Here is a 22,613-nt window from a genome sequence, read left to right on the forward strand (position 1 = left end):
CACTCCTAGACAAACAGATTCATCACCAGCATTGCGCCAAATGCGTTCAATACTGAGATTGCAATCATAACTGGGATGTAACGACCTTCAGTACCGATTGGCCCCATGATACGACCCATGTACTGAACTTGAGAGCCCATTAGGTAGATAGCAGGTGCAAGAATCGCAATGTGCGTGCCGTTAAGGAGACCTTGGTCAAACAGCGTGATAACCACACCCACTGCGCCACCCATCGACATCCAAGCACCGATCAATACCGCTGCAGCTTCACCCGGAAGACCAAACACCGCCATGATTGGAGAGAACACCGTGCCCATCAGATCCAGCGCGCCAGTGATTTGTAGCGCCTTGATGATAACAAATGCCATCAATACGTTAGGCACCGTAGAGGTAGTCGCAATCACCCAACCTTTCTTAGCACCTTCGACGAAGATATCCGTCACCATTGGTTTTTTCGCTTTAACGTCACCCATTATGCCGTCTCCTCTTTTAAGTTCTCTGATTTGTTTTGGTCTTGCTTGTCTTCTTTACCTTCCGTCATGTTCAGGTAGATACGGAACAGGTTCGCGCCGATGATCTTAAATGCGAACATCACCACAACTGCTAAACCAATAGAAGACGTTACTGCTAGAGAGCCGTCAGCCATCGTCAGTGTGAACAGCACAGCACCCGATGAGAAGAAGTTCACGATGGTTGCACCTGCAGTGAACTGGAACATGGTAAATACGTCCGTTTCACGCTTAGTTAGGTGACCTTCATCTTTTAGCTGACGCGTCATTGCCGCACCTGCATCGGTACTTTGTAGAGAAGCAATTAAAGCCAGACCAGAGTTACCAGGGATGCCCATTAGAGGACGTAGAAGAGGAGTAAGAAGCTTACGAGCTGCTTCAAGTGCACCGTAGTGCTCAAGTACGTTGATCATACCTAAGGCGAACATAACAGTTGGAATCAAAGTAAGTGCGAAAATGAAACCGTCGCGAGCACCGCTACCACCAGTACCGCGAAGCGACGTTGTTGCAACTTGCACACCGTCAGCCGTTTCGGTGACACCATACGCCACCTTGCCGAAAGAGCCATTGAGCGTTGTAAAATCGAATACACCGTACCATTCGCTAGATTGCATCAGGCCAGAAAAGAACACAACCGCAAACGCCAGAGCAACGTAGCACCCCAGTGTAACTTTACGCTCAGTTTGAACAGGAATTTTCATAACATTACCTACACATGTGGAACTTAACACATATGCTCACCTGAATAATGTGCTAGAGAGATGATCAAAATCAATCCGCCTGCCGAACATTATCGCGACTCAGTTATGAAGTTTTGTTTTATGATTCCAATCACAATTGAAAGATAATAAAAATTTGTGCCAACAATTAGGTATTTTAATCTATATCGATAGCTCACGACTTCTTCATCAACTCAACAAATGATTCTGACGAATATTGCTTTCTACAACATTCATGACGTACTTCATACTTTGGCATTGAGGCAATATCGATTAACTCGAAAGTAACATTCAGCCACGAAATTTAGGTTAGGATGGCCCGGTCATATGTAAACGGCATAAACCAGAATTAACAGGACTATACGACCCATTGTTACGCTCACAATATAAAATAGCCAAATGGACACTCGCCCTCGTGCTTTGGGTGGTGATGATATGCTTAAGCCAAAATTCTGGTTTCTCGAAAAGCTGCCCGAAGGCTCACCAAATACAGAGTCAGCAAGATGAGAGTGTGAATTTATCGCCATCTTGCGACCTTTCAGAAAAGCTGGTTCAAGCGTACCAACATCAGTTTGATCATATTCTTATTCCATTTTTTCTGTTTGCTTTGATTGTGGCGCTGCCGATGACAACCACAGCAATTCGTTATCTGGAATACACAGAACCGATACCGGAAAAGTATCGGGTTCACCTAAAACTTTGCGTGTTTAGAGAATAAAGCCAGCAAGGCGAGAGACCTTTCTGCCTGACTTTTGTACATATTTTATTCACTTCACATAACAAACAACGAAATTTAAAAGTTTTAGGAAATATTATGACATTCACTCGTACACTTTTGGCGTTAACGATGGCTATCGTATCTGCCGTATCTTTCGCATCAGAAAAGACCGCAGAACAAAAGCTAGAGGAAGTTAATCAGATACTAAAAGATAACCCTCAAATTCTTGATTCATTGCACCAAAACCTTCAAGAGTACATTGCGTATCAACAGTCATTTGGCGACACCTTGAAGGAGGTTCGTCAATATCTAAGTGATGGCAAACATTCCTCTTTTGGTGCTGAAAACCCTGAGTTAACCATTATTAACGTAACAGACTACAGCTGCCCTTTTTGTAAACGTTTAGAAGGAGAGCTGGTCAAAGTTGGTAAGGAATATCCGCAGGTAAAAGTGCTTAACCTCAATGTCTCTTTTAAAGAACAATACGAGAAAAACGGCTACAACTCGGCAAGTTACGCATTAAATGTTTGGCAAAACCAGCGAGATAAGTACGAACAAGTGCATGAGTTATTGGTGAAAAAACCGGGCGCACATGACGCACGTTCCTTAAATCAAATCGCGAAAAAAACGGGGACAGAAGCGCAGCTTGTCGACGACAAAGAGACCAAGGCGTTGCTTGATAAAAACTATCAGTATTTCACGCAACTTGGTTTACGCGGCACGCCTGCGTTAATCATTAATGATCAAGTCATTCCTGGCTATGTGCCGTTTGACGAGCTAGAACAAGTCATCGACCAAGAACTGGCGAACTAAAACAACAAAGCCCTTCCCTGATAACTCAAGGAAGGGCTTTTTCTATCTAGGCTTAAAACGAAGTTCTAACTACTTTTCGCGACCCACAAACGCCACAACGACTTTGTCATTGCCAAGCGAGCGAGAGAACACATACGCACCTTCTTGTTCAATCACTTGATGTTGACCTGCACCAATCGCTGGGTGCGCTTTACGGAACTGACCAAGGGTTTGCCAGTGTTTGAGTAGCGCTTGCTTCTCATCCGATAGCTTCCACACCATGTCAGAACGTGTGCCTTGGTGGAAATCATCCGCGTAAGGACCAATGTTACGACCAATTTCATCACCATAATAAACCTGAACAGCACCAGGACTCAGAAGCAGTGCATTCGCGGCGTTACGCTGCATACCGTAATCTTTGAAGCGAGAGAAGAACAGCTCGGTATCGTGAGAAGACATGTAGCTCACAGGGTTAAAGTCTTTCTCATTGGCGATAGTATCTGCGTAACTTTGGTAAGTGTCTGCCATTTGGCTGAAACACGCCGCGCCTTTGTCTAACTTCTTCTGCATGTCGAAGTTAATCAACGCGTCAAAGCCATCGTCAAAGTAAGGGCTGCGATAAGCGGTATGTCCCCATACTTCACCCATCATCCAGAATGGCTGACCTGACTTACCGTTCTCTTTACGCCATTGCTCAAGGCTGCTTGATGCCTCTTCTTTCAAGCGTTTCCACACATCGCCTTCAACGTGCTTCACCGTGTCGACACGGTAACCATCAATACCAAAGCGTTTCACCCAATCAGTTTGCCACTCAATTAGGTAGTTCGAGACGGTGTAATTATCACGCGCCTCAACGCGAGTGCCAGGGTTATCCAATAGCCATTGAGCTGGCTTCACGGCTTTGTCTGATTCAGTGATAAAGTCAGGCAAACCCGCCAATGACATGGTGATATCACTGCTGCCCGGAGCTGGGTATCCCGGTAGACCTGTTCTTATCCAGTCACCGCCCCACCATTTCGCCCAGTTTGGACTCTGGTAATCAATATTCTGGTGGTAGCTATGCCAATTTTCACCCGCTTTTGGTTGCCAATCCCCCCACTTCTTAGGTAGTTCAGCGTTTGGTTTTAACACCTCAATACCATCAAATTGCAAATCGGCTAACGTTGAGTAACCGGTGTGGTTGATTACTGCGTCCATCAATACTTTAAGGCCACGTTTGTGTGCCTCTTCCACCAGCTTTTTCAGGTCATCTTCGTTACCGAAGTTCTCATCAATCTTGGTGAAATCACGCGTCCAGTAACCGTGGTAAGCGTAAAATGGGAATGAGCCGCTATCGCCGCCGCCCACAAAACCATGCACTTGCTCAACGATTGGCGACAGCCAAATTGCATCTGTACCTAGGCTCTTGATGTAATCTAGCTTTTCGATCACGCCTTTTAGGTCACCACCGTGGAAGGTACCAATCTCTTCTTTGCCGTCTTTCTTGCGCCCATAGCTGTTATCATTGCTGGTATCGGCATTGTTAAAACGGTCGACCATCACGAAGTAAATGTTGGCATTACGGTAATCAAACGGTACTGCTTCTTTGGTTTTCTTCACTGGCTCTAGTAGCACCAAACCGCCGGAATCTTTGCTTGGTGTCAGCGATACTTGCTGATCTTTTACTTCGACCATTTGACCAGAATAGGCATCACGCAACTTGGTGCCATCGGGGAAACTGTCACCCAGCGCGATGGTGACTTCGCCGCCTTGGTAAACCTCACATTGCACTTGTGGGATTGGGCGTTTGAATTCTGTCTTGGCAGCTTTCTTAGGTTCACGCTTGAAGCGTAGAGTTTTGGCTTCCGCATCAAAAGCAAAAGAGTAATCGCCAGTAAAACGGATTTTTAACGGCAGTTCTGTTGGTTTTCCGCAGTTCAGCGCGATAGGTTTGTTGAATTTGACCTTCTGACCATCAGGCGCGACACAGTCGCCTTCAACACCCGTGATTTTGAGCGTGTATCCGTCTTTGGTTAAGGGCACAACCAAAGGTTGCTCTGCACTTAAAGGAAAGTCACGGCTGTTGGTCGTGGTAGAAATGGTGATGTTTGGCTCGGCGATGGCACTTGCCGATGCAAGCAATAAGGTCGTCGTAATCAGATTCAGTTTCATCGTTCAGTCCATTGGTTGCGCATAGGCGCAGTATTCGTGTTGTAGTTTTATTCACACTAATAGTAAATGGATGAAAAACTGAGCACATCATTCTGAAAAGCTACGCCCTAAAGCTTGTGACGCTTCACATTTTGCTTTTATGGGGGCGTAGTTCTACTTATGAGCAGGGTAAAAAGGAGTTTAAAGCTGAACGCTACCAAGGTTACGCATTTGTCTCATCGCCCAATTGACGCGGCTGATGGTGTAAGAAGTCTGAGGGTAAACTTTGATGCGATACGGATTTGGCAGCACCACCGCAAGCCTTGCTGCTTGGCGTGTTGAAAGTTGTTTAGCAGGAATACCAAAGTAGTTTTGCGCAGCGGCTTCCGCGCCATAAATACCTGGACCAAACTCCACCACATTCAAATACACTTCAAGAATGCGTTTTTTACTCCACATTGCTTCCATCAGCAGAGCAAAATAAAGCTCATACGCTTTGCGCACATAAGAGTGTGAAGGAAACAGAAACACGTTCTTTGCAGTTTGCTGAGTAATCGTGCTCGCACCGCGAGAGGGACCGTTCTCGCCAGACTCTGAGATCACTTTAAACAAGGAATCAAAATCCACTCCGTAATGGGTCGGGAACTTTTGATCTTCTGTCGCAATCACGGCCAGTTGAATGTGTTTAGAAATATCACTCAAAGGCACCCATTCATTTTGACTCTCTTCAGGAAATCCTTCAGGAGGAGAAATTATGCGGCTGATCTTCCATCCCCAAATTGGTGGATCGATGTATTTCACTATGCCAACGAGCATCACTGGTAAAAGCAAAAGCACCAATAAGATATTGAACAGAAGGGATTTAATCTTTCTCAAAGTCCGACCTAGCCTGATTTCATAAAACAATATGATGCAAGTATAGAGTATGCAGTCTGTTTATCGTTAGTGAAAACTTGGTTAAAAAAAAGCCCGATTTACAATGTAAAACGGGCTTAGAATTTGATTAGACTAAATTATTTGTGCAGCTTGTAGAACACGGTTGAAAGTGGAGGCAAACGAAGCTCAAGTGATTGAGGCAGTGATTCACTTTCGACTTGTTCCGTTTTCACACTGGTCAGCACTTTAAAATCGCTTCCGCCGTATTTGCTGTCGTCCGTGTTCAGCAGCAGTTCGTATTGACCTGCATTTGGAACACCTAAACGGAAACGCTCGTGTGGTACGGGCGTAAAGTTGGTGATGATGAGAATACGCTCACCCTCTTTACTGATACGCTCGTGCGCTAGGATGCTTGCATCTGCCTCGTCTTGTAGACGCCACTCAAAACCAGCAGGAACACAATCTTGATCGTGCATCGCCGCTTCATTTCGGTACAAGTGGTTCAAATCGCGCATCAGCTTTTGAACGCCTTGATGACGTTCGTATTCCAGCAAGAACCATTGCAACTGATCATCGTGGTTCCACTCCGCCGTTTGGCCGATTTCCGCGCCCATGAAGTTCAGCTTTTTGCCCGGTTGACCATACATATAACCGTAGTATGCACGTAGGTTTGCGGTTTGCTGCCATTCATCGCCCGGCATCTTGTTATGGATAGAGCCTTTTCCGTACACCACCTCGTCGTGAGAGAGAGACAAGACGTAGTTTTCGCTGTGCGCATAAACCAGCGGGAAGGTGATGGTATTGTGGTGGTATTTGCGGTGAACAGGATCTTCTTTGATGTATGAAAGACTGTCGTGCATCCACCCCATATTCCACTTGAAGCCAAAGCCTAAACCACCCATAAAGGTTGGCGCAGACACACCCGGAAACGCCGTTGACTCTTCCGCAATCGTCATCGCATTCGGGAAGTGCTTGTACACTTCTTCGTTCATCCATTTTAAGGTTGCGATTGCGTCGTAGTTTTCGTTGCCACCATCAACGTTCGGGACCCACTGATCGTGGCTACGTGAATAATCGAGATAGAGCATCGACGCAACAGCATCGACACGAATGCCATCAATATGGAATTGTTCAAACCAGTACAGCGCATTCGAGACAAGGAAGCGACGTACATGTTCACGGCCTAAATCGTAAATGTAGGAGTTCCAATCTTGGTGCCAACCGCGACGAGGATCTGGATCATGGAACAGAGGCGTACCATCAAAGTTAGCTAAACCATGATCATCCGATGGGAAATGCGCAGGAACCCAATCCAGCACTACACCGATACCAACTTGGTGACACGCATCCACGAAGAATTTGAAATCATCAGGTGAGCCAAAACGGCTAGTTGGTGCAAACAAGCCAACAGGTTGATAGCCCCATGAACCATAGAATGGATGCTCAGACACAGGCATCAGCTCAACGTGGGTGTAGCCCATATCCACAAGGTATGGCACCAACTGCTCCGCGAGTTCGCGGTAGTTCAGGAAATCACCGTTCTCGTCGCGCTTCCATGATCCAGCATGTAGCTCGTAAAACGATAACGCTTCATCACGCTTTTGTGTCACTGCACGGTTTTGCCATTTCGCATCTTGCCATTGGTAACGCTTGTGATCGTAGGTAATGGATGCGAACGATGGGTATTGCTCAGAGTAGAAACCCCAAGGGTCTTGTTTGTGTGGCAACCCTTCCCCATTTGGCCCTTTGAGCTCAAATTTGTATTGTACCCCCTCTTCCAAACCAGGAATGAATAGGCCCCAGATACCGTAGTCTAAGCGTTGCATTGGATGACGACGGCCATCCCATTGGTTGAAGCAACCCACAAGGCTAACAGCAGATGCATGTGGTGCATAAACAAGGAAACGCACACCAGAGATGTTTTCACCGCCACGTTCTAGCGTGACAAAGTGTGCGCCCATGTAGTGATACATGTCTTTTGGCGTATGCAGATGCTCGTACTCTTGGTAGATATTGTGGTACTGGTACGGGTCATCAATAATTTGTTCAACACCATTCCAATCGACCGCTAAACGGTAGTGGGTCAGGTGTAAATCGCGTTGCTCTTTTAAGATGAAACCGCTGTCGCCATCACGCTCAAGCGCCACGCGAGGTTCACCATTAACAAGCAGTTCAACCTTGTTTGCGCCCGGCATCCAAACTCTCAGCGAAGCTTCGTCGTCAATGAATGGACCCAGCGCCGCAAATGGATCTGAGTAAGCCGCCTCAGCAAGCAGTTCGTATGCGCGTTCGTGTTGTTTCTTTATTTTCTTGGTTTTGGTGGTTTTCAAATCTTTCTCCCTAGAGCCAACATCCTTTTCAAGACCAGAGATCTGAATCAAACATCGGTTTCTCCACAGCCAACGTTGTGAACTCACAAAAAGACTCCGCTTCTCACATTCGTTGCGTAAACGGCGTCAAAATACAAAAATGCCCGCTATTGTCGCGGGCATAATAACGGTACTTCATCCTAACGGATTGGGTTTTAGGAATGAGTGACCTAGACGGAACTTTCGTACCTCTGAGCTAACAAAATTGGTAATCAGTTCGTCCATCTACGCCACTCTAGGCATCTTACTTACTCGCCTGTGCACGAACTTCAGTAAGGCGTTTAGAAATACGATTCACATCTTCACGGCTGAAGATTTCATCTAGGTTCATCGACAATTTACGACGCCAGTTTGGATACTCATCCACCGTACCAGGAATATTGACCGGTTGATCCATTTCTAGCCAGTCTTCAAGCTGCACACTAAGCAGTGCAGAGTCACCCGCGGCTACGTGCAGTTGCAGCGCTTCGCTTAGGTATGAATCCATTGGCACGTACTGAGCATCATGACCAATGCCTTCTGGCAGATAGCCATGCCAGCGAACACTGTCTAGAATGCCTTGTTTGCACTTCAAGCGGTCAGCGAATAGGCCTTTCAACTGCTGCTCATCAGGGTACAGACCAATCTCACGCCCCATCTTCAAGTCATCACAGTGCCAGAAACCGCGTAGTGTTGGCATATCGTGCGTACACAGCGCAGCCATAGACTGCTCAGCGTAGTGCTTCGGAGAAATAAAACCGCCGTCGTCTTTTGATGTTTCGAAGAAGAAGACTTTGTACGAATGCACACCCGCATCACGAAGGATATCAACGATTTCATCAGGTACAGTACCCAAGTCTTCACCGATTACAGAACACTGATGACGGTGAGATTCCAACGCTAGGATTGCTAGCATGTCTTCCACTGGGTAGTACAGGTATGCGCCTTCTGTCGCTTTCTCGCCTTTTGGAATCCACCAAAGGCGAAGCAGGCCAAGTACGTGGTCGATACGCAATGCTCCACAATGCTTCATGTTAGCACGTAGCAATTTGATGTAAGCGTCGTAGCCAGTCGCTTCTAAAACCTGAGGGTTAAGCGGAGGCAGACCCCAGTTTTGGCCTAGTGGACCAAGTACATCTGGTGGTGCACCGATGCTTGCATCCAATACTAGCGCGCCTTCATCAGCCCATGTTTCACTACCAGAATCAGCAACACCAACCGCAAGGTCACGGTATAAACCCACAGCCATGCCTTTTTCTTCGGCTAGCGCTTGCGCTTCTTTGATTTGATCGTCTGCAATCCATTGCAGGTACATGTACAAGTGAACACGATCTTGGTTGTCCTTAATGTACTTCTGAGTACCAGCTGCGTCGAATGTGCGGTATTTCTCAGGGAATACAGGCCAACCCCACATGTTTGCATCTTCTGCATGTAAATCAGCATGAAGTGCATCGAATGCAGCTTGATGTAGCAAGCTGTCGCCGCCTTTTTCAACAAAGTCCAAGAAGGCACGAGCGCGATCGGTGTTCTTGTCTAAATGGCGAGCTTTAAACTCACTGAATAGCAGCGGAAGAACGCTCATTTTTAGTTGCGAAACTTCCGTGTAATTCACCCAATGAGAGTCTCGCGCTTTTTGTAAACGTTGTTGGAACTCTGCGCTACCAACACGCTGTTGTGCTTCTGCACTTAGCGCGAATTCAGGTACAGAGCTTACGTCGATGTACATGATGTTCAACCAACGACGAGAAGACGGGCTGTATGGGCTTGCCCCTTCTGGATTCGCAGGGAACAGCGAGTGAATAGGGTTCAAGCCAATGAAGTCACCGCCACGAGAGGCAATATCACTCACCAGTTGTTTTAGGTCGCCAAAATCACCGATGCCCCAGTTATGCTGAGTACGCAGTGTGTAAAGCTGGATACTAGGACCCCATAGCTTTTTGTGTTGGTTTAGATCGTCTTGTTTGAAACACGCTTTCGGCGTAATGATCAATGACATCTCGTAAGGTGTTTTACGACGCTTACGACTGATGATCAGTTTGTGATAACCCCAAGCCAAGTTCTTTGGCAATGCAAACACTAGAGGGCCACCCTCAGCACGCTCATCACGAACAATTTGGGACTGAAGATAGCCTTCAAGTACCTCTCCTTGTTCTGTTTCTAAACGCCAGCTGAATTCACTCTCACGAGCACTCGTACCTAGGTTTAGTTCCACTTCGACTGGTTCGCCGTCGCGTAAAACAAGAACAGGGGCTAGTACGTCTTTTTTATGTTTCTTTTCAGCAGAAGCCAGTAGTTTTTCATCACTGCTAGTATCGTAGCCAAGCGAAGCGAGCAAGCGGCGTAGCGTCTCCTCAGACACTTTAGCCTCATCTCCCCAAGCACTGACATAGCTATCAGCCAATCTCGCCATTTCCGCGACTTTCTTTAATGCTGTTTGTTCTTTCATCGCTTTCTCCGAAGGTAATACCAACACCTTCCATGTAGGGTTTTATTGTTATCAATAACTTCTTTTGGAAAATGACCAAAGGTAGCGCTTGGCTACCTTGGTCTAAACTAGGTTCTATTAGCGTTTCACCGCTTCAAGTTTCCAGATATTGTTCACGTAGTCGCGGATTGAGCGGTCTGACGTGAACTTGCCAACAAGGGCGGTATTAAGAATGGCCTTCTTCGCCCAGCCAGCTTGATCTTTATATTGTTCGCTCATGTCTTCGTGCGCTTTCACGTAAGATGCAAAGTCCGCAAGACATAAGTACGGGTCACCGCCGTCTAGTAGGCTGTCATACGTTGCACGCAGTAAGCCTGGTTGACCTGGTGTGAACTCTTCACCCAATAGCAAGTCCATTGACGCTTTGAGTAGGTGATCCGCATTGTAGTAATCAAATGGGTTGTAACCTTGAGCTTTCAGCGCTTTCACACCTTCAACATCTAGACCGAAGATGTAGATGTTCTCATCGCCTACTTCCTCACGAATCTCAACGTTTGCACCATCCATTGTACCGATAGTTAGCGCACCGTTTAGCGCCATCTTCATGTTACCTGTACCTGATGCTTCTTTACCCGCTAGCGAGATTTGTTGAGAAACGTCAGCCGCAGGGATAATGATTTCAGCCATGCTCACGCGGTAGTCAGGGATGAATACCACTTTCAGCTTGTTACCGATGCGAGGATCGTTGTTCACCTTGTCTGCAATCTTGTTGATTGCGAAGATGATTTCTTTCGCTAGGTGGTAACCCGGTGCTGCTTTTGCTGCGAAGAACACAACGCGTGGCGTACACTCAAAACCTGGTTCATTAAGAATACGGTGGTACAGAGACAGTACGTGTAGCAAGTCTAGATGCTGACGTTTGTACTCGTGCAGACGCTTGATTTGGACATCGAAGATTGCATTAGTATCGAGCTCGATACCCATGTTCTCTTTCACCCAAGTTGCTAGGCGTTCTTTGTTCTCTTTCTTCACTGCCATGAATTCTTTTTGGAATGTCGCGTCAGTAGCGTACTTCGCAATACCTTCAAGTTGCTCTAGTTTCGCTGGCCATTCTGGGCCGACTTTCTCAGTGATAAGCTGAGACAGACCTGGGTTACAGAACTTCAACCAGCGACGTGGCGTAATACCGTTCGTTACGTTGTGTAGACGTGTCGGGTACATTTCGTGGAACTCTGGGAATAGGTCTTTCTTAACCAATTCAGAGTGAAGTGCTGCTACACCGTTTACTGCGTAAGAGCCGATTACACATAGGTTTGCCATGCGAACCATGCGGTGGAAACCTTCTTCGATGATAGAAAGCTTCTGTTGCTTCGCGACATCACCCGGCCACATTGCACGTACGTCTTGTAGGAAGCGGTGGTTGATCTCGTAAATGATCTCCATGTGACGTGGTAGCAGGTGCTGGATTAGCGACTCTGGCCATGTCTCTAGTGCTTCTGGAAGTAGCGTGTGGTTGGTGTACGCAAATGTCTTAGAGCTGATTTCCCAAGCCGCTTCCCAAGCTAAACCTTTTTCATCCATCAGGATGCGCATTAGTTCAGGAATCGCAATCGTTGGGTGTGTATCGTTAAGCTGGATAGTCTCTTGCTTAGGTAGATCCGCTAGCGAGTAGCCCGCAGCTTCGTGGCGACGTAGGATGTCACGTACAGACGCTGCTGAGTGGAAGTACTGCTGCATTAGACGCAGTGTTTTACCTTTCTCGTGGTTGTCATTCGGGTAAAGCACTTTAGTGATGTTACCTGCGTCGATCAGTGCGTGCTGAGCTTCGAAGTAATCACCATTGTTAAAGCTTGCTAGTGAGAATGGTGCAATCGCCTGACATTCCCAAAGACGTAGCGGGTAAACCGTGTCTGATTCGTAACCCACAATTGGAAGATCCCAAGGCATTGCTCTTACTGTCATGCCTGGTACCCATTTGCGAACCTCTTTACCGTTCTCGTTAATCACTTCAACGTGACCGTAGAAACCGATCTCTTGCGCAAGTTCTGGACGCGCAATTTCCCAAGGGTAGCCTTCTACACCGCGCCATGCGTCAGGTGCTTCTTGCTGGCGACCATCTTTGAATGACTGTTTAAATAGACCGTATTCGTAATGTAAACCATAGCCGACAGTTGGGAATTCTTGTGCCGCACATGAATCCATGAAACACGCAGCCAGACGACCAAGGCCACCGTTACCCAATGATGGGTCGCGCTCTTCTTCTAGCAGATCAGTTAGGTTGTAACCTAGTTCAGCCATTGCTTCTGTTACTTGTTCGTACAGACCCATGCTGATTAGGTTGTTACCAGTCAAACGACCGATAAGGAATTCTAGCGAAAGGTAGTTAACGCTCTTCGCACTTTTAATGCGTGGATCTTCTTCTGTCGCAAGCAAATCTAGAGTAGTAAATTCAGCCAGAGCATGCCCCATTGCTAGGTACCATGCGCGGCTGTCTGCGTTTTCAATCGTATGAGCGTAAGTTACAGATAGGTGTTTCTTTACGCTTTCTTGGAACGACTTCTTGTCAAATTGTTTTTGTTGAGTAGGTTTCATTACGAAATTCTCACGTCTTTTGGTAATTCATCTGCCATACATCGTGCATTTACCTCTGTGAATAAACATCCTCCTAATTCTCATCCTTTGAAGGAGGAGGGCTGAGGGCGTAGAGGGGGTACCATTGCTAGGTTAGTGATCCAAATCTCAACAAAGTGAACTTTGCACCAGTTCTTAGTGATTTTGATCACAATGGAATGTGAGAAAGGTTAAAACCCGTTCATGACGCTTTTTATAGTCCACTCATCTGATGATGTGAAAATTGTAATATCGGTCACATTAACTCGGTCAGCGTAGAAGAACTTTTCGTAATCTATGTGCAACGCGATCTTAACGCTAACGAAACAAACGATATTTAAGTGACGACAATCACAAATAAAGGGCGTAGTTGATGGTAAATCCATCAACCCTTGAGAATTAGGAAGTGGATCAAAGTAACGAACATTTCTGATGTCGTAACATCCCACTCAGCTCACAGGATTGTACGCTTTTTATACAAACTAGAATTAGGCGATGTGAGTTATTTCTAGTTTTCGCTAGCTTTTATATCTAAGTGACCGTATGGAATGGTTTTTCAGACGGACGCAAGCCCCAACAGTAGCGACATTATCCGGCATTCAAACAGTGTTTTTGATGCTGATGACATCATTCAGTAAGACGGCTTTCAAGGGAGCTTTACTAGAATGATCACGTTGCTGTCATTTGGGTATACATAAATAAGGACATAACTACTAATGTGGATTCCATCTAAGCTTACTCGACCAGGACGCCTGCACAATGCCATCGTGCGCCCACGAGTGTTGGACTTACTACAGCAAGCGCCTTACTACAAATTGGTTTTATTCCGCTCCCCAGCAGGTTACGGAAAAACAACAATGGCAGCGCAGTGGCTATCCGATAAGCCAAACGTCGGTTGGTACAGCATTGATGACAGCGATAACGACGGCTTTCGCTTTGTAAACTATCTGCTTCAAGCATTAAACAAAGCCACCAACTTCAGTTGCGCTAACGCACAAAAACTGGCGGAAAAACGTCAGATCTCGTCTTTACGCTCCCTATTTAGCGAAGTATTCGCTGAAATGGCTGACTTTCATCAAGAGTGCTACGTGGTGCTTGATGACTACCATTTAATCACGAATGATGAAATCCATGAATCCATGCGTTTCTTTTTAAAGCACATGCCAGACAACCTCACCGTTGTGGTAACCAGTCGTGCAGCGCCGCCTCTGGGCACTGCAAACTTACGTGTTCGTGATTTAATGATCGAAATAGGCAACGAGATGTTGGCGTTTGATACCGAAGAAACAACTCGCTTCTTTAACCAGCGTATCGCCGATGGTATTGATGAAGACATGGCGAACAGCCTAAGAACCTATGTTGAAGGTTGGCCATCGGCGATGCAGTTGATCGCATTGCAAGCCCAACATCAAAACCGCACATTGGCACAAACCGTAGAGTCGGTATCGCAGTTCAATCACGCGCACTTGTGGGATTACTTGGTCGAAGAAGTGTTTGACTTACTCGATCACGAAACTCGTCACTTTTTAATGCAAGTATCCGTGCTTGACCACTTCAATGATGAGCTAGTGTTTGCCCTTACCCAACGCGAAGATGCACTGGGAATGATTGAATCGCTTAACCGTTACGGCTTATTCATTTATCCGCTCGAAGGGGAACAGAACTGGTTCCGATTCCATAACTTATTTGGCGAGTTTTTGTCTCATGAGCGCCAAGCTCGTATTCCTCAGCAAGAAAAAGATCTCCACCGCAATGCTGCTATCGCTTGGTTACAGCAAAAAGCACCACACCAAGCGATTCATCATGCACAAAAATCGAATGATAAGGACTTAGTGGTAGAGATCCTAAACGAATTCGGCTGGAAGATGTTTAACCAAGGCGAACTCAGCACGCTGGAAAGCTCAATTAACAAGTTGGACGATGATCTGTTGTTCAGCCACCCAAAACTTACGATGCTCCGAGCATGGTTGGCTCAAAGTCAGCATCGTTATAACCAAGTGGGCCACCTGCTTGAAGAAGCGGAAGAGGAACACAAAAAGCGTAACATTGCGTTAGATATTCATTATCAAGGTCAAGCAAACGCGTTGCTTGCTCAAGTGGCTATCAACAGTAACCAGCCAGAAAAAGCTCTCGAATTAGCGGAGTTAGCGCTTAGCCAACTTGATAACACAATTTACCGTAGCCGAATTGTGGCGACTTCGGTTGTTGGTGAAGTTAACCACGTGCTAGGTAAACTAGACCGTGCTTTGCCGATGATGCAACAAACTGAAAAGCTAGCTCGTCAGTATCAGGTATATCACCAAGCGTTATGGGCAATATTGCAGCAAAGCGAGATTTTAATTGCACAAGGTTACGTGCAAGCTGCCTTTGAACTACAAGATTCCGCATTTCGTCTGATTGAAGATCAGCAGCTTCAGCATGTTCCTCTTCATGAATTTTTGCTGCGTATTCGCGCGCAAGTACTTTGGTGCTGGAACCGACTTGATGAAGCGGAAGAATGCGCGTACAAAGGTCTGCAAATTCTCGAAAACCATTCACCAAGCAAGCACTTACATAGCTATTCGATGTTGGCGCGTATTGCGATTGGACGCGGTGAATTAGACAAAGCCGGTAAATTCATTGAGCATATACAGCACTTGATGAAACAGTCGACTTACCACGTAGATTGGACTGCAAACGCTTCACTATCGTTGATTCTATTTTGGCAAGCGCGCGGGAATACCGATGCAATGCAAGAATGGCTCAACACTGCGGTTCGTCCTGAATCGGCATGCAACCACTTTTCTCAATTGCAATGGCGTAACATTGCCCGCGCCCACATTAACTTAGGCCAATATACCGACGCTCGTGCTGCGTTAGATTTCCTCCAAGGTGAAGCTCGTCGCACTAACCTAATCACAGATACTAATCGCAACTTAGTGGTTGAAGCGGTCCTTTCTGCTCGCCAAAAAGATGAGGAGCAAGCCAAGGCTCTGTTAAAAGAAGCATTAGTAATGACGAACCAAACTGGCATGGTCGGAAACTTCCTGATTGATGGTGCAACCATTGGCGGTCTGCTGGAGAAGTTGAGCCTCCGCCATGAACTGGGCGATCTTGAGCGTCACCGTGCTCAACAGTTAATGAAGGACATTTCATCGAATCAACGTAGCCGGTCGATTCACTTTGATGAAGACTTTATTGAAAAGTTGGTGAATCACCCTAATGTGCCAGAGCTAGTACGTACCAGCCCATTAACACAACGCGAATGGCAGGTTCTGGGGCTGATTTATTCAGGCTTTAGTAACGAGCAAATCGCACAAGAGCTGGATGTGGCAGGTACGACAATTAAAACCCACATTCGCAACCTGTACCAAAAGCTTAATATTGCTAATCGTAAAGAAGCCATTGTGACAGCTGAAAATTTGCTGCAGTTGATGGGATACTGAACTGCTCGATAAACGGGTTAAAACGTAAAGTAAAACACAAGGGTTGGCGTAACACGTCAGCCCTTTTTTATGACTGACAGTAAGAGAAGTGCAATTTGCAAAGCACGTAAGTAACGTTGTTCATATAAAAAAATAGCCAACCGCAATAATCGCGATTGGCTTATATTTAGTGTGAACAAATTGTATTCACTAACAACGTCAGTTGGCTAGGTGACCCTCGGCTTAAGAAGGGTCGAGCAGTATTATGCATTAATCATGCCAAAATGCAAAGACTTATTTTTGGGCACAAGATCTCATATAAGCTGGATTTATTCACGCGCAAATTATCAAAATGCAATTTGATAATGCAAATTGCAATTGCACAATGCAACCAAGATTGATAATTGATAGTAGAGTTAATCATCTCAAAAATGTAAACCAAGCATTAAAAGCTCGTTACGGCGGCATTGTCTCTTGGCGGGTAATAAAGATAGGCAATAGATTGGATATAAAACCAAGTAGTTACAGCACTATTTCATACTTTTTTCATCGCAATGTTTGTATACTCTCTGCCATCGAAACGACTTAGCATTAGAGCAATGAACTACTTAATTACTTTCTTCAAGGGAATCGCCATGGGTGCAGCAGATGTTGTACCTGGTGTATCTGGCGGCACCATCGCGTTTATCACTGGTATTTACGATACGCTGCTTGAAAGCATTCGACGCATTAACCCCTCACTTTTCTCTATCTGGCGAAAAGAAGGGGTTAAAGCCGCGTTTAATCACATCAACGGATTCTTCCTTATCGCTCTGTTTGCCGGCATTTTCACCAGTATTGCAACGCTAGCAAAGTTGATTACTTGGCTTCTTGACACACACCCGATCCCACTTTGGTCATTTTTCTTTGGTCTGATTTTGGTCTCTGTGTATCACATTATTCGTCAGGTTGAGCAACGCGATCTTGTCCGCTTTGTCATTCTGCTCGTTGGTGTCGGGTTTGCTTATAGTATTACTGTGCTCAAACCTTTACACATGGAACCAACGGCCATTAACACCTTATTCGCTGGAGCTATCGCGATTTGTGCGATGATCTTGCCGGGTATCTCTGGCAGTTTTATTTTGCTGCTGATTGGCATGTATGCTCCTGTATTAGCCGCAGTGAAAGGTTTTCAAGTCGATACATTAGCGCTATTTTTGTCTGGCTGCGTGATCGGTTTACTGTCCTTCTCTCACTTATTGTCGTGGTTACTACGCAAGTTCCGTGATTTCACCCTGATGTTTTTGACTGGATTAATGATTGGTACGTTGCCAAAGATTTGGCCATGGAAAGAAACCATCACTTGGCGCACCAATTCGAAGGGCGAACAAGTGCCATTGCTACAGCACAACCTATCACCATTTGAATTTGAACACGTGACATCACAACCTTCTCAGTTAGTACTTGCTGTCGTAATGATGCTTGCAGCCATTGCTCTGGTTTTGGGTCTAGAGAAATTCGCAGATTCAGATAAATAACTTTGGTATCAAACACATACTGAACCAAATAAAAACGGAGCCAATTGGCTCCGTTTTTATCTATTGGCTAAGGGCAAAAACATCTCAATTGAAAACTCTGCTGTATTTGATGCAATAACGTCCGTCGCGTTACTAAGAAGCTGGTCACCGAGGTATAACGCACAATTTACCGAGGTCACGAGTTGGCGAGCGGCGCATCTGTGCTACGATGCTCGTAATGTTAAGTGATAAATGCTGAACCTTAATGAAACTGTTACAAATCGCCGCTGTTTCAGCCGCATTAGTTGCGGGATTTTATGCCCCGACTCTAATAAAAAGCTTTTCTTCTTCCACTCAAAGCAAGTCAATAGATGAATACTGCTTTCTCTCTACAACCTCTTGCGTCCAAGAAAATGTTACGATGACGCTAAACTCAGAAACTGCTCAACCCTTGGTTCCTACCACTCTAAATGTTGAGTGGCATACAAGCGATGCTAAGCAACTCATCCTAAGTCTTTCAGGAAGAGAAATGGAGATGGGTGAGCCTAAGTTTTTACTGAAGCAAATCGCTCCTGGCCAATATCAAGGTGACATCATTCTCCCGGTTTGCACGGAGGATGCAATGACTTGGGTTGGTGAACTCAGTGATGGAGAGAATACCGTTTACCCTGCTATAAAAATGCAAAGATAAGGAATCGTTATGAGCCGCAATTGGTCCCTATTTCTCGTAGCTGCTTTCGCACTCGGATTTGGCGTAAAGAGCTATTTAGATAATCAGAAAACGAAGCCAGAGCAAGTGGACAGTTCCACCTCTCAACAAACGGTATTGTTTGGGGAAAATAACCAAGCCGTCAATATCTTCGATGTGAATGACCCTCGCATCCGAGTCGTCTATTTTGGCTTTACTCGCTGCCCAGACGTTTGCCCAACTTCTCTTGCAATGCTGGCAGGAGCACTGAATCAAATTGACGACGCGCAAAAAGCACAACTACGCCCGATGTTCATTTCTTTAGACCCAGAGCGTGATGAGGCCGATGCATCAGCAAAATATGCCCATTACTTCCATCCAATGATTGAAGGCCTATCGGCACCACTTGATGTAACGACACCTTTGGCACACAACTATGGTGTCATTTTCCGCAAGACAGAATTGGAAGGCTCGGAACTAAAGTACACGCTGGATCATAGCTCTTACTTTTACTTCTTGAAGCCGGATGGCACGTTAATCACTAAAGTACCGCATACGCTCTCGCCGGCACCGATTGTTGAAGCCATTTCAAAACTAACGACCGAAGGCTCTTCAAATGACGGTTAAGTCAGTGCTGAAGCAATTTTTCAATTTCCTAACTCATACCAACCCCAATGTCGAACAAGACGTCGATACGATCATTGACGCCATTGGGGGCATAGAAAACCTGCTAGAAACTGGTGCATGTGCGACTCGGCTGCGTCTTACCCTCAGAGCGACGTCCGTCATCGATAAGAACGCACTCAAAAATCATGGCGCGCATGGCGTCGTGATATTGGATGATCGTCATATCCAAATCATATACGGCTTAAAAGCCAACACGTATTCGCAGATTATGGAAGAGCGCATCACAAAACAAAGTTAATATTTTTGCAGTATAGCTACCCTCTTTAAAAAAGGGCAGCTATACTCTTTTGGCTTAATTAACTCACTTATTTATTAACCAACGAAGAGGACACAAGATGATTGTATTGAATAACACTAACTGGGCATCGCAAGGGTAACCCTAACAGCACCAACTCTGTGGCATAACCACAACTCCCCTTCTCTGCCCGGTCTTCACCGGGGTCAACTCTATCCGAATTAGACCCTAATGCGATTTGTATTAAGGCGCTTTGTTGCGTCAGGGATAATTCAATAATGAATCAAACACATACTTTTTGTGACACATTAGTTTCAACTTCAAACCCTCTAAAACAATTGGGTTGGAAACCATTTTTTCAGCAACAACTGACATTAGACGATTACGACAACACTATTTTTGCTCGTGTAATTGCGCATCACCGAAGTGGTTATTTATTGGCAACAGAAACTGGGCAAGTTCATCTTAATGCCCACCATTCTTTACCCAATATGACCGTCGGAGACTGGGTAATCTTAAATGAAGATCAGCAATTTGTTCGCTTACTGGATCGCTTGAGCCTCTTTAGCCGCAAAGCCGCTGGCAGCAAAGTGGCAGAGCAACTCATCGCAGCCAATGTGGATACAGTGTTTATCGTCTGTTCCCTTAACGACGACTTCAATTTAAGTCGTATTGAACGTTATCTTGCCTTGGCTCATGAAGCCGAAGTCGAACCCGTCATCGTGCTTTCCAAAGCCGATTTGTGTGACAATACTGATGAACTAAAAAGCCAAGTACAGAAGCTCGACCCTCTATTAGCTATAGAGACAGTCAACGGCTTAGAAATAGAGAGTGCTTCTAAACTCATGACCTGGTGCAAAGAAGGACAAACCCTCGCTTTTATCGGTTCTTCAGGCGTTGGCAAATCAACTCTTGTTAATGCATTACTCGGGCAACAAGAACAGGCAACTGGGCATATTCGTGAAGACGATAGCAAAGGGCGACATACAACTACATCGCGCTCTATCCATCTATTACCTGATGGCGGCATCTTGATTGATACTCCGGGAATGCGCGAGCTTCAACTAGCAGATTGTGAATCGGGGGTCAGTGAGGCATTTTCTGACATTGAGGCGCTCGCTCAGCGTTGTCGCTTTGGCAATTGTAAGCACCAAACTGAGCCAGGCTGCGCAGTTCAAACTGCGATTGCAAATGGCACACTTGAGGTTCGTCGTTTCAATAACTATCAAAAACTAACGCGAGAACAAGCCTTTAACGGCGCGACTTTGGCAGAGCAACGAGCACAAAGTCGACAATTCGGTAAACTTGCTCGCAATGCCATGAATGATAAGCGCAGGCGCCAACAAAGTTATTAATTTGTTGCGTTTGAGTTGTCAATAAAATCAAAGGAGACGAAAGTCTCCTTTTTAACAACTTTATTAAAAACCATTACTCATAACTAATGATAATTTTCAACATAAAAATCTTATTTAAATAACATTGAGCAAACATTTAATCCAAAAACAAACTAAAACTAGACACAAAATATTACCAAGCTAAGATATGTGATATTCAGCAAGAAAATGGCTGAATTTATAAAAACAGGATAATTGATAATCATGTGTCTTAGTGACCAGAAGCAATGCTCACCCCTTGCAATACAAGGGCATTATCGCCGTGTAATGATGGACTATTGCCCTGCCACTCTGGCATAAAATTGCAGGAATGATGTATGCAACACAACAGCCTCGTTGCCCGATATGCTCGTGGTAACCTCGTCGTCCAGATCCTTGTCGGTATCGTCTTTGGTATTTTGCTCGCGACAATTTCTCCAAGCCATGCCGAAAGCGCGGGATTAATTGGTAGCCTTTTTGTCGGTGCGCTTAAAGCGATCGCGCCAATTCTTGTGTTTATTTTGGTTGCCGCTTCAATTGCAAACCAAAAGAAAAACCAACACACTTACATGCGCCCAATCGTTGTACTGTACCTGATGGGTACATTCTTCGCGGCGCTATCAGCAGTGGTTCTAAGCTTCCTTTTCCCGACCAATTTAACGCTTGTCACCGGCGCTGAAGGTGCAACGCCTCCTCAAGGTATTGCTGAAATTCTACGCACATTGTTGTTTAAACTGGTCGACAACCCAGTAAATGCACTAGTAGAAGCAAACTACATCGGCATTCTTGCTTGGGGTGTGGGTCTGGGTCTTGCACTACACCACGCATCGGCAACAACGAAGGCCGTATTTGAAGATCTAAGCCACAGCGTGTCTCACATTGTGCGCTTTATCATTCGTCTTGCACCATTTGGTATCTTTGGCTTGGTTGCTTCAACGTTTGCGACAACGGGCTTTAGCGCACTAGCAAGCTACGCACACCTTCTGGCGGTTCTTCTTGGCGCAATGATGATCATCGCACTCGTTGTAAACCCAGCGATCGTGTTCGTTAAAACCAAACAAAACCCTTACCCACTTGTATTCCGTTGTCTACGTGAAAGTGGTGTAACTGCGTTCTTCACTCGTTCAAGTGCGGCGAATATTCCAGTAAACATGGCACTATGTGAGAAGCTAAAACTGGACGAGGATACATACTCAGTATCTATCCCTCTAGGTGCGACCATCAACATGGCTGGTGCTGCAATCACTATCACAACACTAACGCTTGCAGCTGTGCACACTATGGGTATCGAAGTTGATCTACTGACTGCGCTACTTCTAAGTATTGTAGCTGCGGTTTCTGCATGCGGCGCATCAGGTGTTGCAGGTGGCTCTCTACTACTTATCCCACTTGCGTGTGGCCTGTTTGGTATCTCAAACGACGTAGCAATGCAGGTTGTAGCGGTTGGCTTCATTATCGGTGTGATTCAAGACTCTGCAGAAACTGCACTAAACAGCTCAACAGACGTTGTCTTTACGGCAGCAGTTTGTAAATCAGAGCAGCAAAAAGCTCAGTAAGACTGACAGAACAAATAGAAAGGGGAGCCGATGATGGCTCCCCTTTT

16 protein-coding genes are annotated in these 22,613 nt (G+C 45.7%); 9 read left to right on the plus strand and 7 right to left on the minus strand.

Features of this window, described 5'->3' with window-relative positions; genetic code table 11:
• Positions 1 to 5: 5 nt before the first annotated feature.
• A complete protein-coding gene (locus R7Q39_RS01530) occupies positions 6 to 473 on the minus strand; it encodes a YjiG family protein (protein WP_158173260.1) in 468 nt (155 codons plus the stop codon).
• Positions 473 to 1,210: a nucleoside recognition domain-containing protein gene (locus R7Q39_RS01535; protein ID WP_005374846.1), complete on the minus strand. Its 738-nt coding sequence runs from the start codon at positions 1,208 to 1,210 to the stop codon at positions 473 to 475. The genes R7Q39_RS01530 and R7Q39_RS01535 overlap by 1 nt, the downstream gene beginning before the upstream one ends.
• A 448-nt stretch (positions 1,211 to 1,658) precedes the next feature.
• Here R7Q39_RS01535 and R7Q39_RS01540 point away from each other — a divergent pair, with 448 nt between their 5' ends.
• Positions 1,659 to 1,946, plus strand: a complete 288-nt coding sequence (locus R7Q39_RS01540) for a hypothetical protein (RefSeq protein ID WP_049872671.1) — start codon at positions 1,659 to 1,661, stop codon at positions 1,944 to 1,946.
• Between the two features lie 96 nt (positions 1,947 to 2,042).
• Positions 2,043 to 2,759, plus strand: coding sequence for a DsbA family protein (locus R7Q39_RS01545; RefSeq protein ID WP_053349997.1), 717 nt, complete (start codon positions 2,043 to 2,045; stop codon positions 2,757 to 2,759).
• A gap of 69 nt (positions 2,760 to 2,828) precedes the next feature.
• Here R7Q39_RS01545 and R7Q39_RS01550 read toward each other — a convergent pair whose 3' ends face one another.
• The 5 genes from R7Q39_RS01550 to R7Q39_RS01570 form a co-directional block, all read right to left on the minus strand.
• A complete protein-coding gene (locus tag R7Q39_RS01550) occupies positions 2,829 to 4,889 on the minus strand; it encodes an alpha-amylase (RefSeq protein ID WP_318075683.1) in 2,061 nt (686 codons plus the stop codon).
• Positions 4,890 to 5,069: 180 nt separating this feature from the next.
• Entirely contained in the window at positions 5,070 to 5,744 is a 675-nt protein-coding gene (gene mtgA / locus R7Q39_RS01555; protein ID WP_053303908.1) for a monofunctional biosynthetic peptidoglycan transglycosylase, read from the minus strand.
• A 137-nt stretch (positions 5,745 to 5,881) separates the two neighbouring features.
• A complete protein-coding gene (gene glgB, locus R7Q39_RS01560; RefSeq protein ID WP_225477364.1) occupies positions 5,882 to 8,125 on the minus strand; it encodes a 1,4-alpha-glucan branching protein GlgB in 2,244 nt (747 codons plus the stop codon).
• A 232-nt stretch (positions 8,126 to 8,357) separates the two neighbouring features.
• Entirely contained in the window at positions 8,358 to 10,538 is a 2,181-nt protein-coding gene (malQ, locus tag R7Q39_RS01565; protein ID WP_170893938.1) for a 4-alpha-glucanotransferase, read from the minus strand.
• Positions 10,539 to 10,655: 117 nt separating this feature from the next.
• Complete coding sequence (locus R7Q39_RS01570) at positions 10,656 to 13,109, minus strand: glycogen/starch/alpha-glucan phosphorylase (protein WP_005374836.1); 2,454 nt, start codon at positions 13,107 to 13,109, stop codon at positions 10,656 to 10,658.
• Positions 13,110 to 13,843: 734 nt separating this feature from the next.
• Between R7Q39_RS01570 and malT the strand changes: the two genes are divergently transcribed.
• The 7 genes from malT to sstT all read left to right on the plus strand — a co-directional run bounded on the left by malT (position 13,844) and on the right by sstT (position 22,566).
• Positions 13,844 to 16,552 carry an HTH-type transcriptional regulator MalT gene (malT, locus tag R7Q39_RS01575; protein WP_005374834.1) on the plus strand — a complete coding sequence of 903 codons (2,709 nt, stop codon included), beginning with the start codon at positions 13,844 to 13,846 and terminating at the stop codon, positions 16,550 to 16,552.
• A 578-nt stretch (positions 16,553 to 17,130) separates the two neighbouring features.
• A complete protein-coding gene (locus R7Q39_RS01580; protein WP_031778872.1) occupies positions 17,131 to 18,048 on the plus strand; it encodes a DUF368 domain-containing protein in 918 nt (305 codons plus the stop codon).
• Between the two features lie 244 nt (positions 18,049 to 18,292).
• Positions 18,293 to 18,718: a hypothetical protein gene (locus R7Q39_RS01585; protein WP_025768641.1), complete on the plus strand. Its 426-nt coding sequence runs from the start codon at positions 18,293 to 18,295 to the stop codon at positions 18,716 to 18,718.
• Between the two features lie 9 nt (positions 18,719 to 18,727).
• Positions 18,728 to 19,342: an SCO family protein gene (locus R7Q39_RS01590; RefSeq protein ID WP_042522188.1), complete on the plus strand. Its 615-nt coding sequence runs from the start codon at positions 18,728 to 18,730 to the stop codon at positions 19,340 to 19,342.
• Positions 19,332 to 19,640 carry a PTS transporter subunit EIIB gene (locus tag R7Q39_RS01595; protein ID WP_047102409.1) on the plus strand — a complete coding sequence of 103 codons (309 nt, stop codon included), beginning with the start codon at positions 19,332 to 19,334 and terminating at the stop codon, positions 19,638 to 19,640. The genes R7Q39_RS01590 and R7Q39_RS01595 overlap by 11 nt, the downstream gene beginning before the upstream one ends.
• A 275-nt stretch (positions 19,641 to 19,915) precedes the next feature.
• Complete coding sequence (gene rsgA / locus R7Q39_RS01600; protein ID WP_047102410.1) at positions 19,916 to 20,992, plus strand: ribosome small subunit-dependent GTPase A; 1,077 nt, start codon at positions 19,916 to 19,918, stop codon at positions 20,990 to 20,992.
• A 356-nt stretch (positions 20,993 to 21,348) separates the two neighbouring features.
• Positions 21,349 to 22,566: a serine/threonine transporter SstT gene (gene sstT / locus R7Q39_RS01605; protein ID WP_005374821.1), complete on the plus strand. Its 1,218-nt coding sequence runs from the start codon at positions 21,349 to 21,351 to the stop codon at positions 22,564 to 22,566.
• The last annotated feature ends 47 nt before the right edge of the window (positions 22,567 to 22,613 follow it).

The organism is Vibrio sp. 947 (genome assembly GCF_033339115.1).
Taxonomy (GTDB): domain Bacteria; phylum Pseudomonadota; class Gammaproteobacteria; order Enterobacterales; family Vibrionaceae; genus Vibrio; species Vibrio alginolyticus.

What these genes read in the sequence shown, in the direction of transcription:
- R7Q39_RS01580 (WP_031778872.1), top strand. Translation starts at nt 17,131, where the DNA reads ATGAACTACTTAATTACTTTCTTCAAGGGAATCGCCATGGGTGCAGCA.
- malT (WP_005374834.1), top strand. Translation starts at nt 13,844, where the DNA reads ATGTGGATTCCATCTAAGCTTACTCGACCAGGACGCCTGCACAATGCC.
- R7Q39_RS01570 (WP_005374836.1), bottom strand. Translation starts at nt 13,109, where the DNA reads ATGAAACCTACTCAACAAAAACAATTTGACAAGAAGTCGTTCCAAGAA.
- R7Q39_RS01530 (WP_158173260.1), bottom strand. Translation starts at nt 473, where the DNA reads ATGGGTGACGTTAAAGCGAAAAAACCAATGGTGACGGATATCTTCGTC.
- R7Q39_RS01545 (WP_053349997.1), top strand. Translation starts at nt 2,043, where the DNA reads ATGACATTCACTCGTACACTTTTGGCGTTAACGATGGCTATCGTATCT.
- malQ (WP_170893938.1), bottom strand. Translation starts at nt 10,538, where the DNA reads ATGAAAGAACAAACAGCATTAAAGAAAGTCGCGGAAATGGCGAGATTG.
- R7Q39_RS01595 (WP_047102409.1), top strand. Translation starts at nt 19,332, where the DNA reads ATGACGGTTAAGTCAGTGCTGAAGCAATTTTTCAATTTCCTAACTCAT.
- R7Q39_RS01585 (WP_025768641.1), top strand. Translation starts at nt 18,293, where the DNA reads ATGAAACTGTTACAAATCGCCGCTGTTTCAGCCGCATTAGTTGCGGGA.
- R7Q39_RS01535 (WP_005374846.1), bottom strand. Translation starts at nt 1,210, where the DNA reads ATGAAAATTCCTGTTCAAACTGAGCGTAAAGTTACACTGGGGTGCTAC.
- sstT (WP_005374821.1), top strand. Translation starts at nt 21,349, where the DNA reads ATGCAACACAACAGCCTCGTTGCCCGATATGCTCGTGGTAACCTCGTC.
- R7Q39_RS01540 (WP_049872671.1), top strand. Translation starts at nt 1,659, where the DNA reads ATGATATGCTTAAGCCAAAATTCTGGTTTCTCGAAAAGCTGCCCGAAG.
- rsgA (WP_047102410.1), top strand. Translation starts at nt 19,916, where the DNA reads ATGAATCAAACACATACTTTTTGTGACACATTAGTTTCAACTTCAAAC.
- R7Q39_RS01550 (WP_318075683.1), bottom strand. Translation starts at nt 4,889, where the DNA reads ATGAAACTGAATCTGATTACGACGACCTTATTGCTTGCATCGGCAAGT.
- R7Q39_RS01590 (WP_042522188.1), top strand. Translation starts at nt 18,728, where the DNA reads ATGAGCCGCAATTGGTCCCTATTTCTCGTAGCTGCTTTCGCACTCGGA.